The organism is Mycoplasmopsis verecunda, assembly GCF_033546915.1.
Lineage (GTDB): Bacteria > Bacillota_I > Bacilli_A > Mycoplasmatales > Metamycoplasmataceae > Mycoplasmopsis > Mycoplasmopsis verecunda.
The window spans coordinates 572,012-591,973 of sequence record NZ_CP137850.1 but is presented as its reverse complement, the minus strand read 5'-3'; the positions used below and the strand labels follow the sequence as shown (position 1 = coordinate 591,973).

Here is a 19,962-nt window from a genome sequence, read left to right as displayed (position 1 = left end):
TTAGTTATTTCCTTCCTTAACAATTATTTTATTTCCAAATTTTGAGCCAAATTGACCCCAAGCTTGTGAATTTTGTATTAATTGTTTAACTTCTAATGAATCCACTACTAAAGTATCTAATGAAGCACTTCCTGCTTCAAGTAATCCATATAAGTGAATTCCATAATTATCACCGATATCGTTTGCTTTACCGGTTAAATGTAAAATATGTGTTGTTGGATTATCAAAATACATCTTAGCTCTATCAGGACCTTGAACAACTAGAGAACCAAATTGTCCTGATACAATTTCGCCAATTGGTAAACTAAATTCCTCACCATCAGCATGAAGAGTTAATTTTCTAAATACTCTTTCATATAATGGAATACCTTTTAATGATTTAAGATTATGGTTTAGGGATAAATCAATTCCAGTTGGATAACCACCTGCTCCAAAATTACCGTTAAATATTTTTCATGAAGCTTTGGTTTTTAATGCTATTTCAAATCCATCTTGTATATCTTTGAAATTACTATGTTTTGCGGGACGAATTGTATTGAAGTAAATTGAAGCGGCTCTTTGACCTTTTGCTGTATCTTCTCATGATTCTAATGTTCCGCCTTCAAATGAAACAAACTTGGTATTTTTAAGTCCAACTGGATCAATACCTCAATCAAGCCTATCATTTCTCTTGTCAATATTCGGAATAGTTGTATATATACCAACCTCATCAAGTTTTAAGTTTTCTAATCCGGCAATAGCAGTTGTGTCTCTTGAAGCAAAGAATAAGTTAACTACTTTTACTGAAGAAGGTAATTGTGATAATAAGTTTCTAAGTGATTCGTTTTTATCGCTATATCCGATTTTATCTACTCTAACCATTGTAATATCTGGGTGAGCTTTAAGTACTTGTAAGAATTTATCATATCCATTTTTGTTAGATGCATCAACCACCAACATCTTTTGACTTGGTTTATCTTTGGTGTAATTATCTTTTCCATCGGGTGAATATTGATATATTCTTAAACCATCATCAAGACTAACTTTTTGTCCTGTTTTAGGATCAATTTGTGTTTTACCTCTTTGAGATTCAGGAGTTAGTTCTTTGTAAGAACCAGAAATATCAAATTTCTTTCATCCAATGTAATCACCATCTAATATACCGCTAGGTTGTCTATTGTATTTACCATCATTTCCAAGAACTCTATTTTTATTATTTTGAATATTGCTTTGCACAACTGGATTGTATTTATCATCCATATAATCAAATTTGATTGTTACATCATATCCAAATGTATTACCTGTGACTTCAAATACAGGAATTCTACCAGCTTGCAATTCTTGTTGCATAATATTTTCAGCAGCAGCAATTTGAGCTTTAACAATTTGTCTAATTTGTTCTTTAGGAATTAAAGGTCTGCCAGGCATTGAAATTTGTCCATTTAAATATTTAGCAAATACTTCAAGTAAATCAGGGTTCTTTTCATAAACTTCTTTAAATACATCTTTTAAATCATCAGCTGTAAGATCTTTATTTGAATTAATTAATTTATCATAATTCTTAACTCTTGCAGTTACATCTTTAACTACTTCAGCAGGAACTCTTCCTTTTGGAACTTCAGGAAGATCTTCGGATTTAGTTGGAATATTTAAATTATTAACATCAACTGGTTTACCTTGTTTTTTGTCAATTATTTCTTGAACTTGTTTTTCTTCTTCAGGAGTTAAATTAGGTTTAGTAACTAAAGGTTTTTTAACAGGTTCAATTGGTGTAATTTGGTAAACACGCTCATTATTTTGCGGAACAATATTAGCTTCAGATGGATTAACTAATTTATATCCAGCTGGTATAAATTGAATAATATTAGGAATTGAATCATCATAGTATGTACCACTAACTTCTTTAATGATTTTTCCATCATATTTAAATATTAGTTTATATGTATATTCAACTTTATCTTTAGCAACTTGAATATAATTCGTTTTTCCTCTAACAATTATTGGTTGAGTTGTGACATGATATCCGTTTGGTACAAGTTTTTCTCAATCAATAGGTTTAGTGTCATCTGATGTTGTCGTTATTTCAACTGGACTTCCTATTTGATTTCCATTATCTTGGAATATTATTGTTGTTTTAATGGTTTGGATTTCTTTTTGAATTTGAATTACATTTTCTTGGCCTAACTTGATAGAAATAGTTTTATTAACTAATTTGTATCCATTAGGAATTAATGATTCAACTTGTTGAATAGAAATTGTGCCATCAGCTGTTGTAGTAATTGATTGAATTAATCCTACTTGTTGATTTCCGTCTACATTAACAAATTTAAATGTGGTTACTATATTTTTCTTTACAACATTAATTTCGTAAGTGGTATCTTCAATAGGAACAATTAATTTTTGATTTGAGGAAGAATCAATTTCATAACCGCTTGGTAAAAATTGTGATGAACCTAAATCAATATCAGTTCCTTTTTCTCCGGTTACTGTTCTTGTATCTACAGCTCTACCTTGTCATTTATAAATAATTGTGGCAGTAGCTGTTACAGATATTTTTTCTACTGAAATATTATTAATTTGTCCAACATTAATTTTAATTTTATCTATATCTTCAACTGTTTTATATCCTTGTGGAATTCAGTCTTGAGAAAATTGTAGTGTTTCATCATCATAACTTTGAATAGTTAAAGGTTGTCCAATATTTTGGCCATTAGTAGAATCAATGAATCTAATAGTGGTGCTAACTAATTTCTTGATTTTAGTTACATAAATTGTATTAACTTCTCCTACTTTGATTTCCAAATTATCTTGTCCATCAGCTAATTGATAGTTTTCAGGCAAGTAATCTTGATATTTAATAACTGCATCATCTTGAGTAGTGACTTTTTGCTGACTGATTATAACATTTGCTCCATTTTGCTTTTCGACAAAGTTTAATGTTGTGGTAACTGATTTAGGAATTTTAACAACTTGTATTTCAAATGTATTACTGCTTGCTGTAACTGTTTCAGATTGTCCTTCTGCTAGTTTATAATCTTCTGGTACATATCTAAGAATATTAACAACATCATTTTCACTTGCTTCTACTTTAACTAAATCTCCAATTTGAGTACCATTAGCTACGAATTTCAAATTAAAGGTAACTTTATTAATAATTTTTTTAACATTGTATCTATTTGTGTAACCAACTAGATATGTTTGAGTTTGACTATCCACAAAGGTATATCCTTTAGGAAGTATGGCAGAAATATCAAAATTTGAATCTAATTCATCATTATTCTTTTCAACAGTTTCAATTTCAACTTGTTGTCCATCATCCCCTTGTGTGTAGAACACGAATGTTGTTTTATTAATAGATTTAATTTCTGGAACAATATAAATATTATTTTCGGCACCCAATGAAGCTGTAATTTCACCATTTTCACTATAACGAGATTGGTCAAAATTATATCCGTTAGGAATTAAATTTTGAATTTGCATTTGCAATACATTATTATCAGAAGTATATAATTCAACTTTTTTAATTGTTTTTCCTGTGGAAGAAACAACGAAATTAAGCACAGTTTTTACTGTAGACTGATCATTATCATCTTTTTTACCACTATCTGTATTAGCATCAGAGCTAGAAGCTTGCTGTGGAACTAGTTTAATGGATACATTTGTTAAATTAGCTTTATTAATATCACTATGTGTATAGTTATAATCACCATTTTGTTTATTAATGACACCAAAGGCAATACCAAAAGATGATGCAGATAAAATACCCACACCTCCTAGGATTAATGCTGCTTTTAGTATTCTATTTCTTCTTGCTTTTATCATAAAATAATTGTTTTATACATCCCTTTATATAACTAAGTTTTGATATTAATAATTATAATTCTTTTATTGCCTTGTAAAAAAAAAAAAAAAAACTAAAATGAGCGAAAAATACCTTAAAAAATGGTACTTTTTGAACTTTTTAGTTTTCTTAGATTTCACTAATTTTGCATATGTAAAATAAAGTAATTATTACATTTACTTATTAGTGTTTTCATCTGTATAATAACATGCAAAAACACGAGCTTTTTCTATTATTAAGTTATCTAAATTTTTTGGTGGATTTTCGTAAATAACTTTAATATTATTATTAGCAGCTAAATTAATTATACTAATGCAATCAAAGTATACTCTAGTGCTATTTAGATGTTTTGTGATTTTTTCTCCAATAACAATTGCTTTTAGCTTAGTGTCATTAATAATATTAATTAAAGCTTTATCAATTTCATCTATATATAGAGCTGTAGGTATTGAATCTCTGAAGTTTTCATCAATTTTTTTCTTTAAATTTAAGTGATCAAAGACATTATTATACGCATATATTAAACAAATTGGAGTATCTTTAGTATTTTGCAATTCTTTATTAAGATACACTTCTTGTGAAATTTTAACTAGTAGATTTTGATTATTTTTATCAGTAGTTTTTTCTACATATTGATATCAATATTTTTCGTATTCATAATTTAAAATAGGGATATTTCTAAAAAATGTATTTCAATTATTATCAGTTACATCATATGAGTCATTTGATACTGAAGCAACAGTTAAATTAGATGGTTTATATGATTGATAATTACGAATTGGGAAATAATCAATATGCATATTATTTAAATCTTTATTTAATAAAGAGTTTTCGTTTCGATAACGAATTAATTGATTATTAAATTCTTTAAATTCCTTAGTATTAATGAAATCAAGAGATAAATTTATATATTTATCTGAATTTTTGCAATCGTTCAATATATTAAATAATGAATATGAAATTTTAGCTATTAGCATTTCTCTAGCATATTCAGTTGATAATCTAGTATTTTTAAAAATAGTAGCAGCTATAAAACATTTATTATAGTTTATACCAACATTAATTTCTTTAATTTTGGTTAAGTAGTTATTATATGTATATTTATTTTTATCTTTTAGAACAATAAATAAGAAGCCATTTTGTTTAAAAATAGGTGTGTTTTTTCAATTTAAATCAAAAGATTCAAATAATTGTTCAAGAAAATCAGTTTCAATATGTCGATTAATATAATATGGTTTAAGTGCAAATGCAATAATAATATTATTTTCATTCTTAAAAGGTACTTCAAAGAAATTATTTTCTTCGACAGATATTTTCTTGATTAAAGCAGGATTTTGTTTAGTTCTTTTTCAAGTAATACTACAATTATATTCACCATTATCCATCGGATAAATTTTTAATATAAAATTATTTTCTGCATTTGAAATCTTGTCATAATAATGAATTAATTTTTCAAAAGGAGATAGTAATCCTTTCAATGATTTTTCATTAAATTTAAATGAAATTCTTTGTTTTCTTTTATTACCCTCGTCAATAAATTGTTTAATATATGCTGAAGATTCAGGATCAATAATGTTTAAAAATGAATCTTGCGGAATAAAAGTAAATTCCTTGAATTTAAGTTTTTTAGCATCGAAAACAGTAGAGAAAACATAATTTTTTTCACTTAATCTTAACACTCTTTTATTAGCTGGATCTAAACGAAAAAGAATTATTCCAGATGAAGAACGAGCATAAAAGTAATATAGAACAGCAAAGAATAAAATTGTAAGGAAAATAATAGCAACAAAAACACCTATTACTACTCCAATAATAGATGAAATAGCCATTATTTAGAAATCACCTTTATAGATGGATGATTCTTATTAAGTGTTCTTGTTTTCTTATCTTTAATAAATTCCACTACAATTTCACTCGGAGTTACATCAACAACTTCTCCATCACCAAACATAATATGGCTAATAATATCACCAACCAGAATTTGGCTATTTGAAACATTATCTTCTTCATCATTAAAATTACTAATATATCCATTTTTTGAGCTAATAATTGTTTCATGAATATCTAGTCCCATTTCAGTTATAAATCGAGATGGTTTTTTATCAATATCAGTTCCAATAATTTTTCCACGTGAATCCGAAAGAAAAAGTTTACTTCTAGCACGAGTGGCGGCTACATAAGCTAAACGTCTTTCATCTTCTAGTGTATTTGAATATCTACCTTTTGCGGAAAATTTATTTCCATTATTATCTAATGAACGTCTATTAGGGAAAATTCCTTCAGAAAGACCGACAAGGAAAATATTATCAAATTCTAGTCCTTTTGCTGAGTGAATCGTCATTAAAGATACATAGTTAGGAACATTATCATATTCATCAGAAACTGACATTAATGAAACCATATTTAAGTAGTCGGTTACAGTTTTATCTTTGTTTTTTTCTTCTCAGTTAGCAATTGAATTAATCAATTCTTTAACATTATCTTCTGCTGAACCACGAAGGTTTTCATTCAAAGCAATATGGTCAAAGTATTTAATATCTTCTAAGAATTTAGCTAATGTAACAGAAATTTTGTTATTTTGTAATGCTTTAGCATATTTAATAACTAATACCATGAACGGATAGATAGATTCCTTAATTTTTGATGCAGGAATTGGTAATGTTTTAATATCTTCATGTAATGTTCTAAATAGAGATTTGCCTTGTTTTTTAGCATATTCTTTTAATTTACCTAATGTGACATCACCAATACCGCGATTAGGAACATTAATGATACGCTCTAAAGCAATATCTTTTTGTTCAGCTATAACTCTTAAGAAAGCTAAAGCATCTTTAACCTCTGAACGTTCGAAGAATTTAGTTCCATTGAAAATCTTGTGATTGATATTTTCTTCAATTAGAGCTTCTTCAAATGGACGAGAATAATAATTAGAACGGTATAAAATAGCCATTCCTTTTAATTGATTTTTTTGCTTTTTAAGTTCATTTATTTTTTGAATAACTCATCTAGCTTCTGCTTCTGGAGAAAATCCATGATAGAATTCAACGTCATCACCTTCTTCGTTTGAAGTAACTAAATCTTTATGTAATCTATTAGTATTTTGAGAAATAAGTTTGTTAGCTGAGTCTAAAATTTTTTGTGTTGACCGATAGTTAATATCTAGCACAATTGTTTTTGCATCTTTGAATTCTTTATCAAAATTTAAAATTAAATTAACATCAGCTCCACGTCAGTTATAAATAGTTTGGTCAGGATCACCTACTATTGTAAAGTGAGTATTTGGACCTATAATTAGTTTAATTAATTCGTATTGTAAGTGAGAAGTATCTTGAAACTCATCAACTAAAATGTATTCAAATTGTTTTTGATAAATTGCAGTAATTTCAGGATGTGTTTCTAGCAGCATTTTAGCTAAAATTACAAGGTCATCAAAATCCAGAGAACCTTTTGCAGTAAGTTCATTTAAATATTCTTGATACACATCAGCAATAATTTTTGAATGACCTTCACGTTGTAGTTCTTCGCAAAGATCGTTGTAATTTAATTCCATATTTTTAGCATATGAAATATACTCAATCATAGTTTTATAGCTTATATCATGTGATGAAATATCTAATTTTCTATAAATATTACCTAATATTTGATTTTTATCAGGTTCATCAATGATTAAAAAATCGTTATGATAGCCAAGTAATCTAATATGTTTTCTTAAAAATTCTGCACAGAAAGAGTGGAAGGTAGAAATTTTTAATTCATTTTTGAGACTTTTATCAGTATACTGGATTACTCTTTGCTTCATTTCATTTGCTGCTTTATTGGTGAATGTTACAGCTAAAATGTTTTTAGGTCTAACACCTAAATCATTAATTAAATAAGCAATTTTACGAGTTAAAACTCTGGTTTTACCAGAACCAGCTCCTGCAATTATACGAAGTGGTGAATCAAAATATTTAACAGCTTCACGTTGTTTTTTATTTAAGTCACTTAGTAAATCTACTTTAATTAAATCCATATTATTCTCCTTCTTGTTCTTTAAAATATTTAAATGTTCTTTCTGTGTAGTAATAAGGAATTAGAATAACATCTTTTGAAGATATTTTTTCTAATAATTTATCTTCTACAATACGAGAATTAAATGCAATATCAATAATGGTTAATTTTTTCTTAGAAAAGATCAATATCACATAATCGAGTGTGTGTAATAAAAATCAAGTCCCCATTAATGCAGTAATAATAGCAGTGACAACTTGAATTTTATAATCAAGGTTTTTAACATTATCTGTATGATTTCGCAAATTTGATAAATCTGTTGCTGATGTAGCTGATAATATAATAATAAAATTAATTGTCACAAATAAGCAACCAAACATATTCCGCTTGAAAATTAAGGAATAATGAAAAGTTTTATCTTTTGAGGAAATTAATTTGAGATTAAAAACAAACATCCCAATTGTTTTTCCTCTTCATAAAAGTGGAAAAACAATATAGTAACAATTCATTCATATAGTTATTAATGAAATAGAAGCATAATAATAACCTGTTGATGTTTGCTGTGTAATTAATGTTGGTTTAACTGTAAAAAATATCGCTAAAGCAAAAGCAAAAAAGATAACAAAATCAATTAAATTAGAAAAAAACCTTTTGAAAAAACTGGCATTTTTATACATTACTCTAGATTATCCAAAATCTTAGTTTTAACTAGTTTTTTATAATCTTCTCGTAACATTTGTGTTTCTGGTGAATCAACCATCATATATATATTGGTGCGTAAGAATGTTTGAAATTCTTCGCTACTTTCAATTTTCTTTAATAATTCATCGTGTTTTTGAATTAATATTTTGCTTCTTTTCTCTTCTAATTGTTCTTTATCGTTTTTCGAAAAGTGTCTGTAAACAAAGTATGTTTCAGATAAAAATCCAGTTAGAAGTAATTTAATAAAATAGTATTTAGCATATTTTAATTCTTCTTGAATTTTTAACTCCAATCGTTTTGCATTATCATCAACTACATTAAAAGAATCTAGCAGAACTTTTGAATTAAATCAGGTGTCTGATGGAATGTATTGGCGAATAATTCTAAAGTCTAAGTATTTGTATTTTTTAGCTTCCATTAAAAGTAAGTAATTTAATTCTAGACAAACAATTGAATCATTAGTTATTCTTGGTTTATATTTAGTTATTTTTTTAACAAGTGATTTTTTAAATACTTTATTAAATATAAATGGATATGTGTAAGCAATAATGTTTGGATTTTTAGAAATGTCTAAAATCTTATCAAGCTCTGTTCTTTCTTTTGGTTTAAAACGAATTGTTCCAACTAGTCTAGGTTTAAATTCTAATACATCGACATTGAAACGTTGTGCTTGTTCAATAATATCTCCGATAAAATATTTTTTAATACTTGAATCAGAATTAATTACTGTTACATAATCACCTTTAATGATTCTAAAAGCACTAACTAAATTATGTTGATAAGAATTATCCTTTGAATTAGTAATAATAACTAATCTGCTACCGAAAAATTCATAATATTTTTTAGCTACATTAAAGATATTTTTTGCTTCGGAATTTTTATTAATGCATAAAATAATTTCAAAACTTTGTGTTTCTTGTTCTTTTAATGAATATAAAAATGTGTCCACATATGTAGCATCTTCACCAACAAGTGAAATAATTGATAATCTCATTTTTGCTCCTCAAAATTTAATAATTTAATTTTATCATATTTAAATATTTCATATTTAAACTATTTTACAAAAGCATAAAAAAACCTAGTAATAAACTAGGTATAAATATTATTTTTGTGTATTTTGAAAGAATGTTTCAATATATTTATTTGACACTTCCGTTAAATATTTAACTATTGGTTTTGCCATTGTAACTACTGCAATTGTGCTAAGTGGGAATGGTAATTGTTTAAATAATAAAACAACAGATAAAGCAATTAAAGTATTTGAAAGTGGTTTAACTATTTCTGCACCTTTAGGTGACATTGCATAAATAAATTCTTTATAGTTAAAAACTTTTTGAGATACAGATTGTTTAACTTTTTCAAATTTTGATCCTTTTAAGTTTTCTTCTAAAATTTGTTTATCACTTCAATCGGCTTTTGGTTTTTTGAAATCTAATTTCACACCTTTAGCTTTTAAATCACCTTTTTGTAAAGTTAGATTTAATGATCATCCTTTGTGGATATTTTGATCTAATTTAGTAATTTTTAAATCGTCTGCAAGTTTTAAATTAGCATTATCTAACATGAATTTTTTAATTTCATTTACTAATGAATTGTATTCTGCTTGCTTACCATTTTTAATTGCTTTTTCTAGAGTAACTGATCCTGTTAATGTACTTGCTCCTGCTGCTTTGAATTTGTCTTTTAAAGTGCTTTCAAATCAATTTGCATTAACATAATAATTATTAAATGCATGTTGAATTACTTCTTCAGCTTTTTTTAATTCTTCTTGATTATTTGCATCAAGAGTTAAAACCCCTAAATCAACATTTGTATCAATCTTAGTTTTATCAAGTTTATCTTTTAATTTACCAAATTGTTCTCTCGTGTATAAAATTGTATCGTTGAATTTAAAATCACCTAAATTTATGTTGTAGACTAATTTAAGGTTATTGTATGTTTGGTCGTTTTCAAATTTAGCAACATCAGCATTATAATTATTTACTGCTTTATTTAAATCACCAATGCTTGCTATAGTAACATTGTGTTTTAAAGTTTTAATTGCTGGTGTTAAAGTACTTGCAGGAATGCTTTTCTTTACTGATTTAACTACTGGTGTTGGTGTTGTTATTGGATCTTGAGGTTTTGACTCTTGAGTTTTATTTCCACCACCACATGAAGCGGCAACAATAGGTAAAGTAGCTGTTCCTATTGTGCCTAAAGTTAATAAAAATTTTCATCTTTTCATATTATCTCCTTTTGATTAAAATTAATATTATTTGAATTGTAAAGAAAAAAAAAAAAAAAAAACTGGAAGCATTTCGCTTCCAATTATAAGACTAAGATATATTAATGTTTAATACTTGTATATTGATAAATAAGTGTAATTTTGATACTTGTTACAACAGTCATTAAATAAAAATATTCTGTCATCTTTGCAATTATTTAACTGCTTCTAATAATTTATCAGATAGATGTTCCTGTAATTCATCTAATTTAATATCTGCAGTAGGTTTTACTTTTGTTCCATATCATTTGATGTGTTTTACTTCTTGAGCTCCTAGAAATTTAAATGTTCCTTCAAGCCATGTAGCGTGATCCCCGAATGGATATCATCCTTCTGGTGCTCCTTGAGTTGATATAATAATTACTTTTTTGAGATTTGTTAATAATCCAATAGCATCACCTTTATGTGAATATTTGTAGCTAAATGTTTTATTAGCTACTGCAATTGAATCAATGAAATTTTTAACTAATACTGAACCCGAAAAATTAATCATAGGATTTGTGATAACTAAAATATCAGTATTTTTCATAAGTTCGATTCATTTATCTGATTCAACATCTGTTCAATATGTAGCAAAATTATTTGCAGTCATAAATACTTGCGCATGTTTAGTTGTATTTAAATCAATTTTAGTAATTTCATTATTTGCATCAGCTTGATAATATTCTTGTACTAAGTCTAGAATTTTGTGTGATACTGAATTACCTTCGGCAACAATGTGTCCGTCTAAAAGTGTTATTTTTTGCATATTTTTTACTCCTTTTTTAACTTTTTATAATTATATTAAATTTATAATATTTACTAATAAAAAAATCAAGTCATTGACTTAATTTTTAAAAGTAATTAAATTTGGATTTGCTCTATAACTACGACCTTCTTTAGCTTGCTTTTGACCATTTAAAATAGTTGCATCAGCTGAAAAGGAATTATTTAATTTAAAAATACTTTGACCAACTCCGTAATAATCAACAGGTGTATTTAAATCCTCAAACATTTTAATTTTGTCAGCATTAAAACCTGAAGAAACTACAATTTTGTAATTTGTAGCTCCTGCTTCATCTAATGCTTTTCTTAATCTAAATATTTGTTCAGGATTTACACCATATTGAGGTTGTTCGCCATCAAACATATGGTCTACCATATTTTTGCTTGTATCAATACGAACACCTCAAACTTTATTACCTAAAGCATTTCATATTTTGAGTGAATCTCCAATTACATCATTGTGATAATCAACTAAAGCAATTAGTTTATTGTTTGGGAATAATTCATGATAAGCTTTGGTTGCTTCAACAACATCCCCATTAAAACCTTGAATTAAAACATGAGGCATTGAACCAAATACAGTTTCTTCTTGATGATTAGCATCTTTTTGTGCTAGAGTTGAAACTAATTTAATTCCACCTAATCTAACTGCATATCCATCAATTTCTTGATTGATATAATGATCAGCACGATCACCCATAAAAATAACTTGTCTATTTTTAGCAGCTTGTACACAGTGATATGCATTAGTAGCAATTGAAGTATTTCTAGATAAAATACCATCAATCAGCCCTTCTCAAATACCAAATTCTTGATATTGACCTTCAAGTTCTAATACAATATCTAAATTATTTATATGTGTACCGTCAGGTAAATATCTAATAATGTATTTAGATGTATCTGTTTGAGTTTTTAAAATATCTAAAACCTCATTCATACCACATAAAATTGCATCATCTTTTCTTTGGAAAAACTGCATAATGATTGTATTATGTGGTTTTTTTGTAGCAAGAATTTCTTTAGTTTTGTGAAAGTAGGAAGCAATATATTTTTCTTTATCTTGCATTTTATCTCCGATTTCTTGTAGTTATAGAAAACAAACTAATAACTTAGTTTGCTATAATTTTTATTTATTTATTTAATTTTTAGCCAGAATTTCTTCCTTGCTATTTTTTTTCACTTTCTTAAATATCATTTTTTCAAGCTTAGCTTTTTGTTTTGTTTTTAATATATCTTTTTTTGTTCTTGGATGAATAAAATAAATTGGAGGAAGTTTTCTTTGCTTAGGTTGTAGTATTCTTAGTATTTTTCTTAATGTAAATCCTATAATTGGTCCTGCGAATATAGCACAAAGAACCATAATTATATCTAGCACAACTACAACAAAAATTGAATTCCCTTGATATCCTAATGGATGATAAAATGAAACAACTCCGTAAATAGTTACCCCACGTTGTAATTCAGTTCCACCAAAAGGTTGCATAAATTTATAACCTATGAAATATATAGCAACTGTAAATAATAAATATGCAATAGGTCAAGCCATAAAGGCTCATATTGATTTGGTTGCTATTCTAATTCTTTTTCTTTCATAGATAAATAAAGTTGATAATCCTAAAAATGGAGCTACCGCATGCATAATTAAAGTTTTACCAAGTTCAAACGGACGATTAGAGGTAATAATTGAGTGATCAAAAATAACACCTCCTCAATAACCTAACATAACGATAATTATGTAAACCATTGAAGCAAAATAAAATGTTTGTGCTCTACGAGATTTTTGATATATCGGATATAGAAATAATGTAACTCCCATTAAAACATTTGACATAAAGGTGAATCAATATGTTGAACCACCTCAAAATAAATATGTAGCATTCGGATAAACTAATTCTGTAATCACACGTTTAGTATCAGGATTATTTGTATCAGCTATTTCTTTTATATTTTGAAGTATGCTTTGACCATCGGCACCTTTTAAATTGTAAGCTTCTAAAACCCATAAACTTCTAAAATGCCATTCTAGTAATGTAACGATTATATAAGTTAGAATTAAAATTAGCCCAATAGTTCAAGTTACTCAATCTTGTGCAGTAAAATGTCCGAAATATTTCTTAAAAAAACTTGAGATTTTTTTCTTCATTTTTCCCTCTATTTATATATTAAATCCTATTATTAAACCAACAACTGCTAGAACGATAAAAATAGCTAATAATATAACATATGGTCTAATTGTAAGCAAAGAATGTTTTCTTTTTAAAGAGCGAAATAGTACTTTGTTTGAAATTAAATCAGCATCTTTAATTTGATGCGTTCTTAATTCTTCATAAAGTTTATTAATTTGAACTAAGTATTCCTGAGTGTTATATTTATCTTTTTTATATTTCTTTTGACTTCACTTTTCAATTTCTGATTTGACTTCATTAGCAAATAATTTACGATATAAAGGCATTTTGTCTTTAGGAAATTGAATTTTAGACATTAGTATATATCCATTAAAACAACTTGTACATTTTTAGGTCTTTTATCAATTAAAGATCTAACACCTTCTTCAATTTTAAATGTTAATTCCTTAATTATTGCATAGGGATTAATATCGTTTTTTTGAGAATTGCGAATTTTAACATCTATATATATTTGAACATTAGAGTGATTATCATCAAAACTTAATCTCATATTTGATGGATTACTTTTGACATACTTTGTACTTGCTATAGCATTATTTACAACATCAACAATTGCTGATTCTTGAACGATATAGCTTTGATTTGAGTTATATGGTACTGTAATTCAGTTCATTATTTATTTGATTTTCCAACGTATTTTCCTGTTTCTGTAGAAACTGAAATAACGTCACCTTCTTTTATAAACATAGGTGTTTCTAATTCGAATCCTGTTTCAACAACAACTTTCTTTTGTGGGTTTGTAGTTGTATTACCTTTTACTGCGTCTGGAGCTTCAGTTACTAGTAAGTCAACATTAGCTGGTAATTCAACATCAAGAACTTCTTCTTGGAATTTTCTAATTTGAACATCTTGTCCTTCTTTTAAGAAGTTTAATTCTCATTCAACATGTGAAACTGGAATTTCAACTTGTTCAAATGTTTCATTATCCATTAAAATAATATTTTCTCCATCTGAATATAAGAAGTTCATTCTTCTTTTATCGATGTGAGCTGGTTTAACTTTATCACCACCTGTGTATGATTTAATAGTTGTAGATCCTGTTCTTAAGTTTTTAACTTTTGCCTTAACGTTTGCTTGACCACGTCCTTGTTTTGAGTGCTGAGCATCAAGAACTACAAAAATTTCACCTTCATCTTCAAATGTGATTCCTGGTTTGAATTCGTTAACATTAATCATATTTTCTCCTTTAAATTAGCTGAATTTAATTATTAATTTAATATTGCTTTAAATTATATAGAAATTCCCTTATTTTTTTATAAAAAATAAGGATTAAATGTTAATTTCTGTGATATATGATTTTTGCGGAAATTTTCTTTAAAAATTCATTTTTAGTTCTATTTTATCAAAAGTAATATTCATAATAAAAAGGGGATAAAATGAATAATGAAGTAAAATTATTTGAAATTTATGAAATAAATGATGAATTAAAACACGTTCTTTTTCAGAAAAGCAATTGTGATTCCAGATATGCAGTACCTATATTTAGTTCGAATGATGAAATATTATTTTGTGAAGTAATAAGCAAGTCTTTAGCTTTTTTTGGTTCCGGAACTAAACAATTACCTATTTTTACATCTAGTCGAATCACGAATTTACTAATTGATATGAATACAATTTATAAAATATCCAAAACTGATTTTGATCAGTATTTTAAAAATGTAAATCACGAAATATTAAGAGATAAAATTTCTGAAATCAATGAACTTGAAATATTGGACACATTTGTGCAATGTGTAAATGAAAATTTAATGAATACTAGGCTTATTACCATAAATTCCACATTTAGAAAAAATATAGATTCTAAATAACAAAAATGTTAAAAAATAGAGTTTTTGTATTAAAATTCTATTGATGAATATGGAAAGATGATATAAGAATAGAAATGTAAGAAATGAAATCAATCAGAACTCTAATGTTTGACTGCTTTCTCAAAGAATTAAGTTATTTCATCAGTCTGTTTTCAAGCAACAGGCTGTTATTTTTGCTTCACATTTATTATTACAAAGCATCTTTTTAATATTATTAGTATTAGGTATAGTATTTGGTTCTCAATATTCTTATAATGTTGTACATAAATTAGAATTTACTAGCTACCAATATTACTGATTTATTTTTATAATAGCCTCATTAATAATTTTTGTATATTACAATATATTTATTTACAAACGAAATAAGGAATTTTATTTTCGATTAAAAAATATATATCATATTGATTCTTATTCACTAGAAAAAATTAAAACACTTATAAAAATTGATAAACACCTAAATATTTTTCCAATACTTAGTTTCGCATATAGATATTTTTATATATTAAGAAAAATTAGACCACAGGATCAATATACTGATATATTAAAAAACATATATTCAATTAATCAATTTATTAATACTAAAATAACTGTAAAAGATGCTAAAAAAGGTTTATTTAAACGAAAAAAATCTACCTATCAAGTAGATGAAGTTTGATTCTTATCTAAAAATATGAATCTATTTAAAAAACATTTATTTAAACAGCAATTCTTTATTTCATTGGCTAAATTTATTTATTTTGCTATTTTTGTATCACTGCTTATTGTAGCTATTATAAATGCTAAATATTACTATGAATATGTAGCCTTAAACGATGTTAAGAAATTTAATCCAGCTAATTACTCTGGTTGATACATGTATTTAGTTTCTGCTATATTAGTAGGATTATTCTATTTATTTTGAACCTTTACCACTACAACACAGTTAAATTATCGTTTAACAAACTATTTAACTACTGATATTTATGATAAAAAACAATATTATAAATTACTAAAACTAAATAATGTAATTAGCTATTTTGTATTAATTGATTTCATTTATAGATGATTTTTTATCTTGAAATATACAAGGCCTATTTATAAATATATAAATTCATTAAAAGATATTCAAACAATAAATCACTTTTTAAATTTAACAAGTGATAGTAAATTTTCACAATGATTAAAAATAAACTTTAGTTTCTCAATTATAGATTTAACAATGTCAAGTGCTTTACTTGGTTTATATTTAATAATAACGGCTTTAACCAAGTTTACTGGATTATCGAAATTAGGATTAAGCTTTGAATATGTCTTTTACATAATTTTTGCTATCTTTTTCCCATTTTTCAAAGCTATATTATTAGGATTATTAGCTGACTTTGCTGGATTATTATTTACCGGATCAATTTGAAGTTGATTCTGAATGTATGCAATAGTTCCAATATGTGTCGTTTTAATAGCTAAATTTTTCTTATGAATGTATAAGACAAATACTATTAAAGCTTCCACAACAACTGTCGTATTATTTATAATCATATTTCTTGCTTTAGCTTCAGTAACTATATATGCAGCTTATTTACATAATACAGATCCAAGTGCTGGATTTTTAAAAGATGTCTTCGGAACAGATAAGAAAAATGGTGGAATTCAAGGATTTAGAATAACAAGAACATTTGGAGTTTCGGTACTTTCAGATGCAACTTTATTTGTTATATTATCTCTTTCTGGAATCTTATTAATCATAATTACTGTTTTAGCAATTATGTTAGTTGTACAAGGATTTAGATTAACATCAAAAGAGTTAGAAAGAAATAAGCAACTTTTATTTATTAAAAAATTACTAGTTTCGCTAGGATTAGTTGTTACGGTAATTGTTATAATGAGATGGATATATGGCCCATATGTGTATATTCAATATTTAAATTACTTTAATGGTCGTGGATATTTGACATCAGAGAAATATATCTACTTTATGATGCCAATTGTATTTAGGTCATTAATTTCTATTCCTGTTTATACAGCTTTATTAATTATGATTTCATCACCATTAACTTTCTTTAAAGAGAAAATATTAATCCAAAGAGCCAAATTATCATATTAGTCGCTAAGCGACTTTTTTATATAAAAAAGCAGAATACTTAGATTCTACTTATGATATGTAATATTATTTCGAATTGTAAAAGCACGATAGATTTGTTCAACAAACATTACTCTAAATAATTGATGCGGAAATGTCATTTTTGAAAAATTAATTTGATTAGGAAAATATGATTCAATTACACCATTAGAGCCGCCAATAACAAATGTAACATTATCAATATCAAGAAATAATCCGCCAAATTGTTCACTAGAATATTGTTTGCCTCTTAGTGATAGATAAAATACTTTTGAATTTTTAGGTATTTTTTCTAGTATTAATTCAGTTTCTTTTTGTTTTTTAAGTTCAATGTTTTCAATCTTTTGTTCTTTGATTTCAATTACATTTAGTTTACAAAAGTAATTAATTTTCTTAGCATAATCATCATAAAGAACTTTGAATTCTTTTGATAATGAACCCACACAAATTATGTTTAATTTCATTATTTCTTTCTTGTTTCAATGTGAAACATTAACATTTGAATATCAGCTGGATTAATTCCACTAATTCTTGATGCTTGGCCGATTGTTAATGGTCTAATTTGAGAAAGTTTTTGTTTTGCTTCAGTAGCAATATTAGCAACCTCTTCATAATTAATATCTTGTGGTATTTTGAAGTTTTCTAAACGATTCATTTTATCAGCTTCAGTTTGTTGTTTCTTAATATAACCATCTAATCTAACAGCAATAGTTAATTCATTTTTGAATTCATAATCACCAACTACTTCACTAGCCTCAACATCTGGTCTGGCTAGTACTCTAAGTAGCGAAACTCCATTTTCAATACCTAAACGTTTAGCTAATTCGCTTTTTGAAGATAAATAACTATTTGATAATTCTTTAATTTTATCTTCAATACTTTGGTATTTGTTAATAACTTTTTGATATTGTTCATCAGAAACTAAACCGACTTCATTTCCGTATTTAGATAATCTTAAATCAGGATTATCATTTCTAAGTAGCAATCTATATTCAGCTCTACTTGTTAACATACGATATGGTTCTTTAGTTCCTTTTGTAACTAAATCATCAATTAAAACACCAATATAAGCATCATGTCTTTTTAAAATAAGTGGCTGTTTACCTTGAATTTTTAATCCAGCATTTATACCAGCAATTAATCCTTGAGCAGCAGCTTCTTCATACCCACTTGTTCCGTTAATTTGCCCAGCTGTAAAAATGTTTTCAACAACTTTTGATTCTAATGAAGGAGATATTTGTAAAGGATTTAAGGCATCATATTCAATGGCATATCCTCATTTTTGAACTTTACAGTTTTCAAGCCCTGGAATTGTTCTAAGCATTTTATCTTGAACTTCAACAGGCATAGATGTTGACATACCATTAACATAAATGATTGATCCATCTGCAGTTTCTGGTTCAAAGAAAATTTGATGTCTTGGTTTATCTGCAAAACGCACTACTTTATCTTCGATACTTGGACAATATCTAGGACCAATTCCTTCAATTAGACCTGAATACATAGCTGATCTATTGATGTTTTCATTGATTATTTTATGAGTTTCTGCATTTGTATAAGTCAAATAACAAGAAATTTGTTTATCTAATTTAATATTTGAACGAGATGAGAATGCTAAATAAGTATCTTCAAGATTTTCTTTTTCAACTTTTGAAAAATCAATTGAATCAGCATAAACTCTAGCTGGTGTTCCAGTTTTTAATCTTTGTAATTCAAATCCTAATTTCGCAAGTGATTGTGATAATTTCGGAGTAGTTTTTTGATTATCAGGACCTGAAATAGTTATTTCATCACCACGTAAAATACGAGAGTTCATGTATGTACCAGTAGTAATAACTAATTCTTTAGCATATAAAACATCACCAGTTTCTAGTTTAATTGCTTTAAATGAATTATTTTCAACAATAATATTTTCTGCTACACCTTCAATTAGTGTTACATTTGGATGATTTTGTAATGCTTCAAGAATGATACGAGAATATTTTTCCTTATCAATTTGAGCTCTCATTGCTCTAACTGCTGGGCCTTTAGATTCGTTTAGCATTTTAATTTGAATCATTGCTAGATCAGAAAAATATCCTTGTACACCACCCAAAGCATCAATTTCACGTGTAATAATACCTTTTGCAGGTCCTCCGATCGAAGGGTTGCAAGGCATCATTGCAATACGAGATAAATCAAAACTAATTAAAGCCACTTTATGTCCCATATTTGCTAAAGCAAAAGTGGCTTCAACACCAGCATGCCCTCCACCTATAACAATTGCATCATATTTACTATTTAAAACTGTATTATTCATAGTTTTTATATTTTACTATTTTTAGAAAAAA

The 19,962-nt window shown here is 26.7% G+C and carries 16 protein-coding genes; 2 read left to right on the top strand and 14 right to left on the bottom strand.

Going from position 1 to position 19,962, the window contains the following annotated elements:
* The 12 genes from SAM46_RS02265 to efp form a co-directional block, all read right to left on the bottom strand.
* On the bottom strand, positions 1–3,801 hold the full coding sequence (locus SAM46_RS02265) for a putative immunoglobulin-blocking virulence protein (RefSeq protein WP_078746860.1): 3,801 nt from the start codon (positions 3,799–3,801) through the stop codon (positions 1–3).
* 195 nt (positions 3,802–3,996) lie between these two features.
* The gene (locus SAM46_RS02260) at positions 3,997–5,649 is read right to left on the bottom strand and encodes an MHO_4530 family protein (RefSeq protein ID WP_078746859.1); all 1,653 of its coding nucleotides are present in this window, start codon (positions 5,647–5,649) and stop codon (positions 3,997–3,999) included.
* A complete protein-coding gene (locus SAM46_RS02255) occupies positions 5,649–7,832 on the bottom strand; it encodes an ATP-dependent helicase (RefSeq protein ID WP_078746858.1) in 2,184 nt (727 codons plus the stop codon). The genes SAM46_RS02260 and SAM46_RS02255 overlap by 1 nt, the downstream gene beginning before the upstream one ends.
* Before the next feature lies 1 nt (position 7,833).
* Entirely contained in the window at positions 7,834–8,487 is a 654-nt protein-coding gene (locus SAM46_RS02250; protein WP_078746857.1) for an RDD family protein, read from the bottom strand.
* The gene (locus SAM46_RS02245; protein ID WP_078746856.1) at positions 8,487–9,506 is read right to left on the bottom strand and encodes a glycosyltransferase; all 1,020 of its coding nucleotides are present in this window, start codon (positions 9,504–9,506) and stop codon (positions 8,487–8,489) included. The genes SAM46_RS02250 and SAM46_RS02245 overlap by 1 nt, the downstream gene beginning before the upstream one ends.
* Positions 9,507–9,614: 108 nt before the next feature.
* Positions 9,615–10,739, bottom strand: coding sequence for a variable surface lipoprotein (locus tag SAM46_RS02240; RefSeq protein ID WP_078746855.1), 1,125 nt, complete (start codon positions 10,737–10,739; stop codon positions 9,615–9,617).
* Between the two features lie 193 nt (positions 10,740–10,932).
* Positions 10,933–11,526, bottom strand: a complete 594-nt coding sequence (locus SAM46_RS02235) for an FMN-dependent NADH-azoreductase (protein ID WP_078746854.1) — start codon at positions 11,524–11,526, stop codon at positions 10,933–10,935.
* A gap of 78 nt (positions 11,527–11,604) precedes the next feature.
* Complete coding sequence (locus SAM46_RS02230) at positions 11,605–12,609, bottom strand: nicotinate phosphoribosyltransferase (RefSeq protein ID WP_078746853.1); 1,005 nt, start codon at positions 12,607–12,609, stop codon at positions 11,605–11,607.
* A 72-nt stretch (positions 12,610–12,681) separates the two neighbouring features.
* Positions 12,682–13,686, bottom strand: a complete 1,005-nt coding sequence (locus SAM46_RS02225) for an MAGa3780 family membrane protein (protein ID WP_078746852.1) — start codon at positions 13,684–13,686, stop codon at positions 12,682–12,684.
* A 12-nt stretch (positions 13,687–13,698) separates the two neighbouring features.
* On the bottom strand, positions 13,699–14,025 hold the full coding sequence (locus SAM46_RS02220) for a hypothetical protein (RefSeq protein ID WP_078746851.1): 327 nt from the start codon (positions 14,023–14,025) through the stop codon (positions 13,699–13,701).
* Complete coding sequence (locus tag SAM46_RS02215) at positions 14,025–14,342, bottom strand: MMB_0454 family protein (RefSeq protein WP_235645887.1); 318 nt, start codon at positions 14,340–14,342, stop codon at positions 14,025–14,027. The genes SAM46_RS02220 and SAM46_RS02215 overlap by 1 nt, the downstream gene beginning before the upstream one ends.
* Positions 14,342–14,905 carry an elongation factor P gene (gene efp, locus SAM46_RS02210; RefSeq protein ID WP_078746849.1) on the bottom strand — a complete coding sequence of 188 codons (564 nt, stop codon included), beginning with the start codon at positions 14,903–14,905 and terminating at the stop codon, positions 14,342–14,344. Before efp ends, SAM46_RS02215 begins: the two co-directional genes overlap by 1 nt.
* A 200-nt stretch (positions 14,906–15,105) precedes the next feature.
* On the opposite strand from efp, the gene SAM46_RS02205 reads away from it, so the two are divergent.
* Positions 15,106–15,537: a hypothetical protein gene (locus SAM46_RS02205; RefSeq protein WP_078746848.1), complete on the top strand. Its 432-nt coding sequence runs from the start codon at positions 15,106–15,108 to the stop codon at positions 15,535–15,537.
* A gap of 49 nt (positions 15,538–15,586) precedes the next feature.
* A complete protein-coding gene (locus tag SAM46_RS02200; protein WP_078746847.1) occupies positions 15,587–17,617 on the top strand; it encodes a hypothetical protein in 2,031 nt (676 codons plus the stop codon).
* Positions 17,618–17,661: 44 nt separating this feature from the next.
* Here SAM46_RS02200 and SAM46_RS02195 read toward each other — a convergent pair whose 3' ends face one another.
* Entirely contained in the window at positions 17,662–18,096 is a 435-nt protein-coding gene (locus SAM46_RS02195) for a 23S rRNA (pseudouridine(1915)-N(3))-methyltransferase RlmH (RefSeq protein WP_078746846.1), read from the bottom strand.
* Positions 18,096–19,931 carry a tRNA uridine-5-carboxymethylaminomethyl(34) synthesis enzyme MnmG gene (gene mnmG / locus SAM46_RS02190; RefSeq protein ID WP_078746845.1) on the bottom strand — a complete coding sequence of 612 codons (1,836 nt, stop codon included), beginning with the start codon at positions 19,929–19,931 and terminating at the stop codon, positions 18,096–18,098. Before mnmG ends, SAM46_RS02195 begins: the two co-directional genes overlap by 1 nt.
* Between the last annotated feature and the right edge of the window lie 31 nt (positions 19,932–19,962).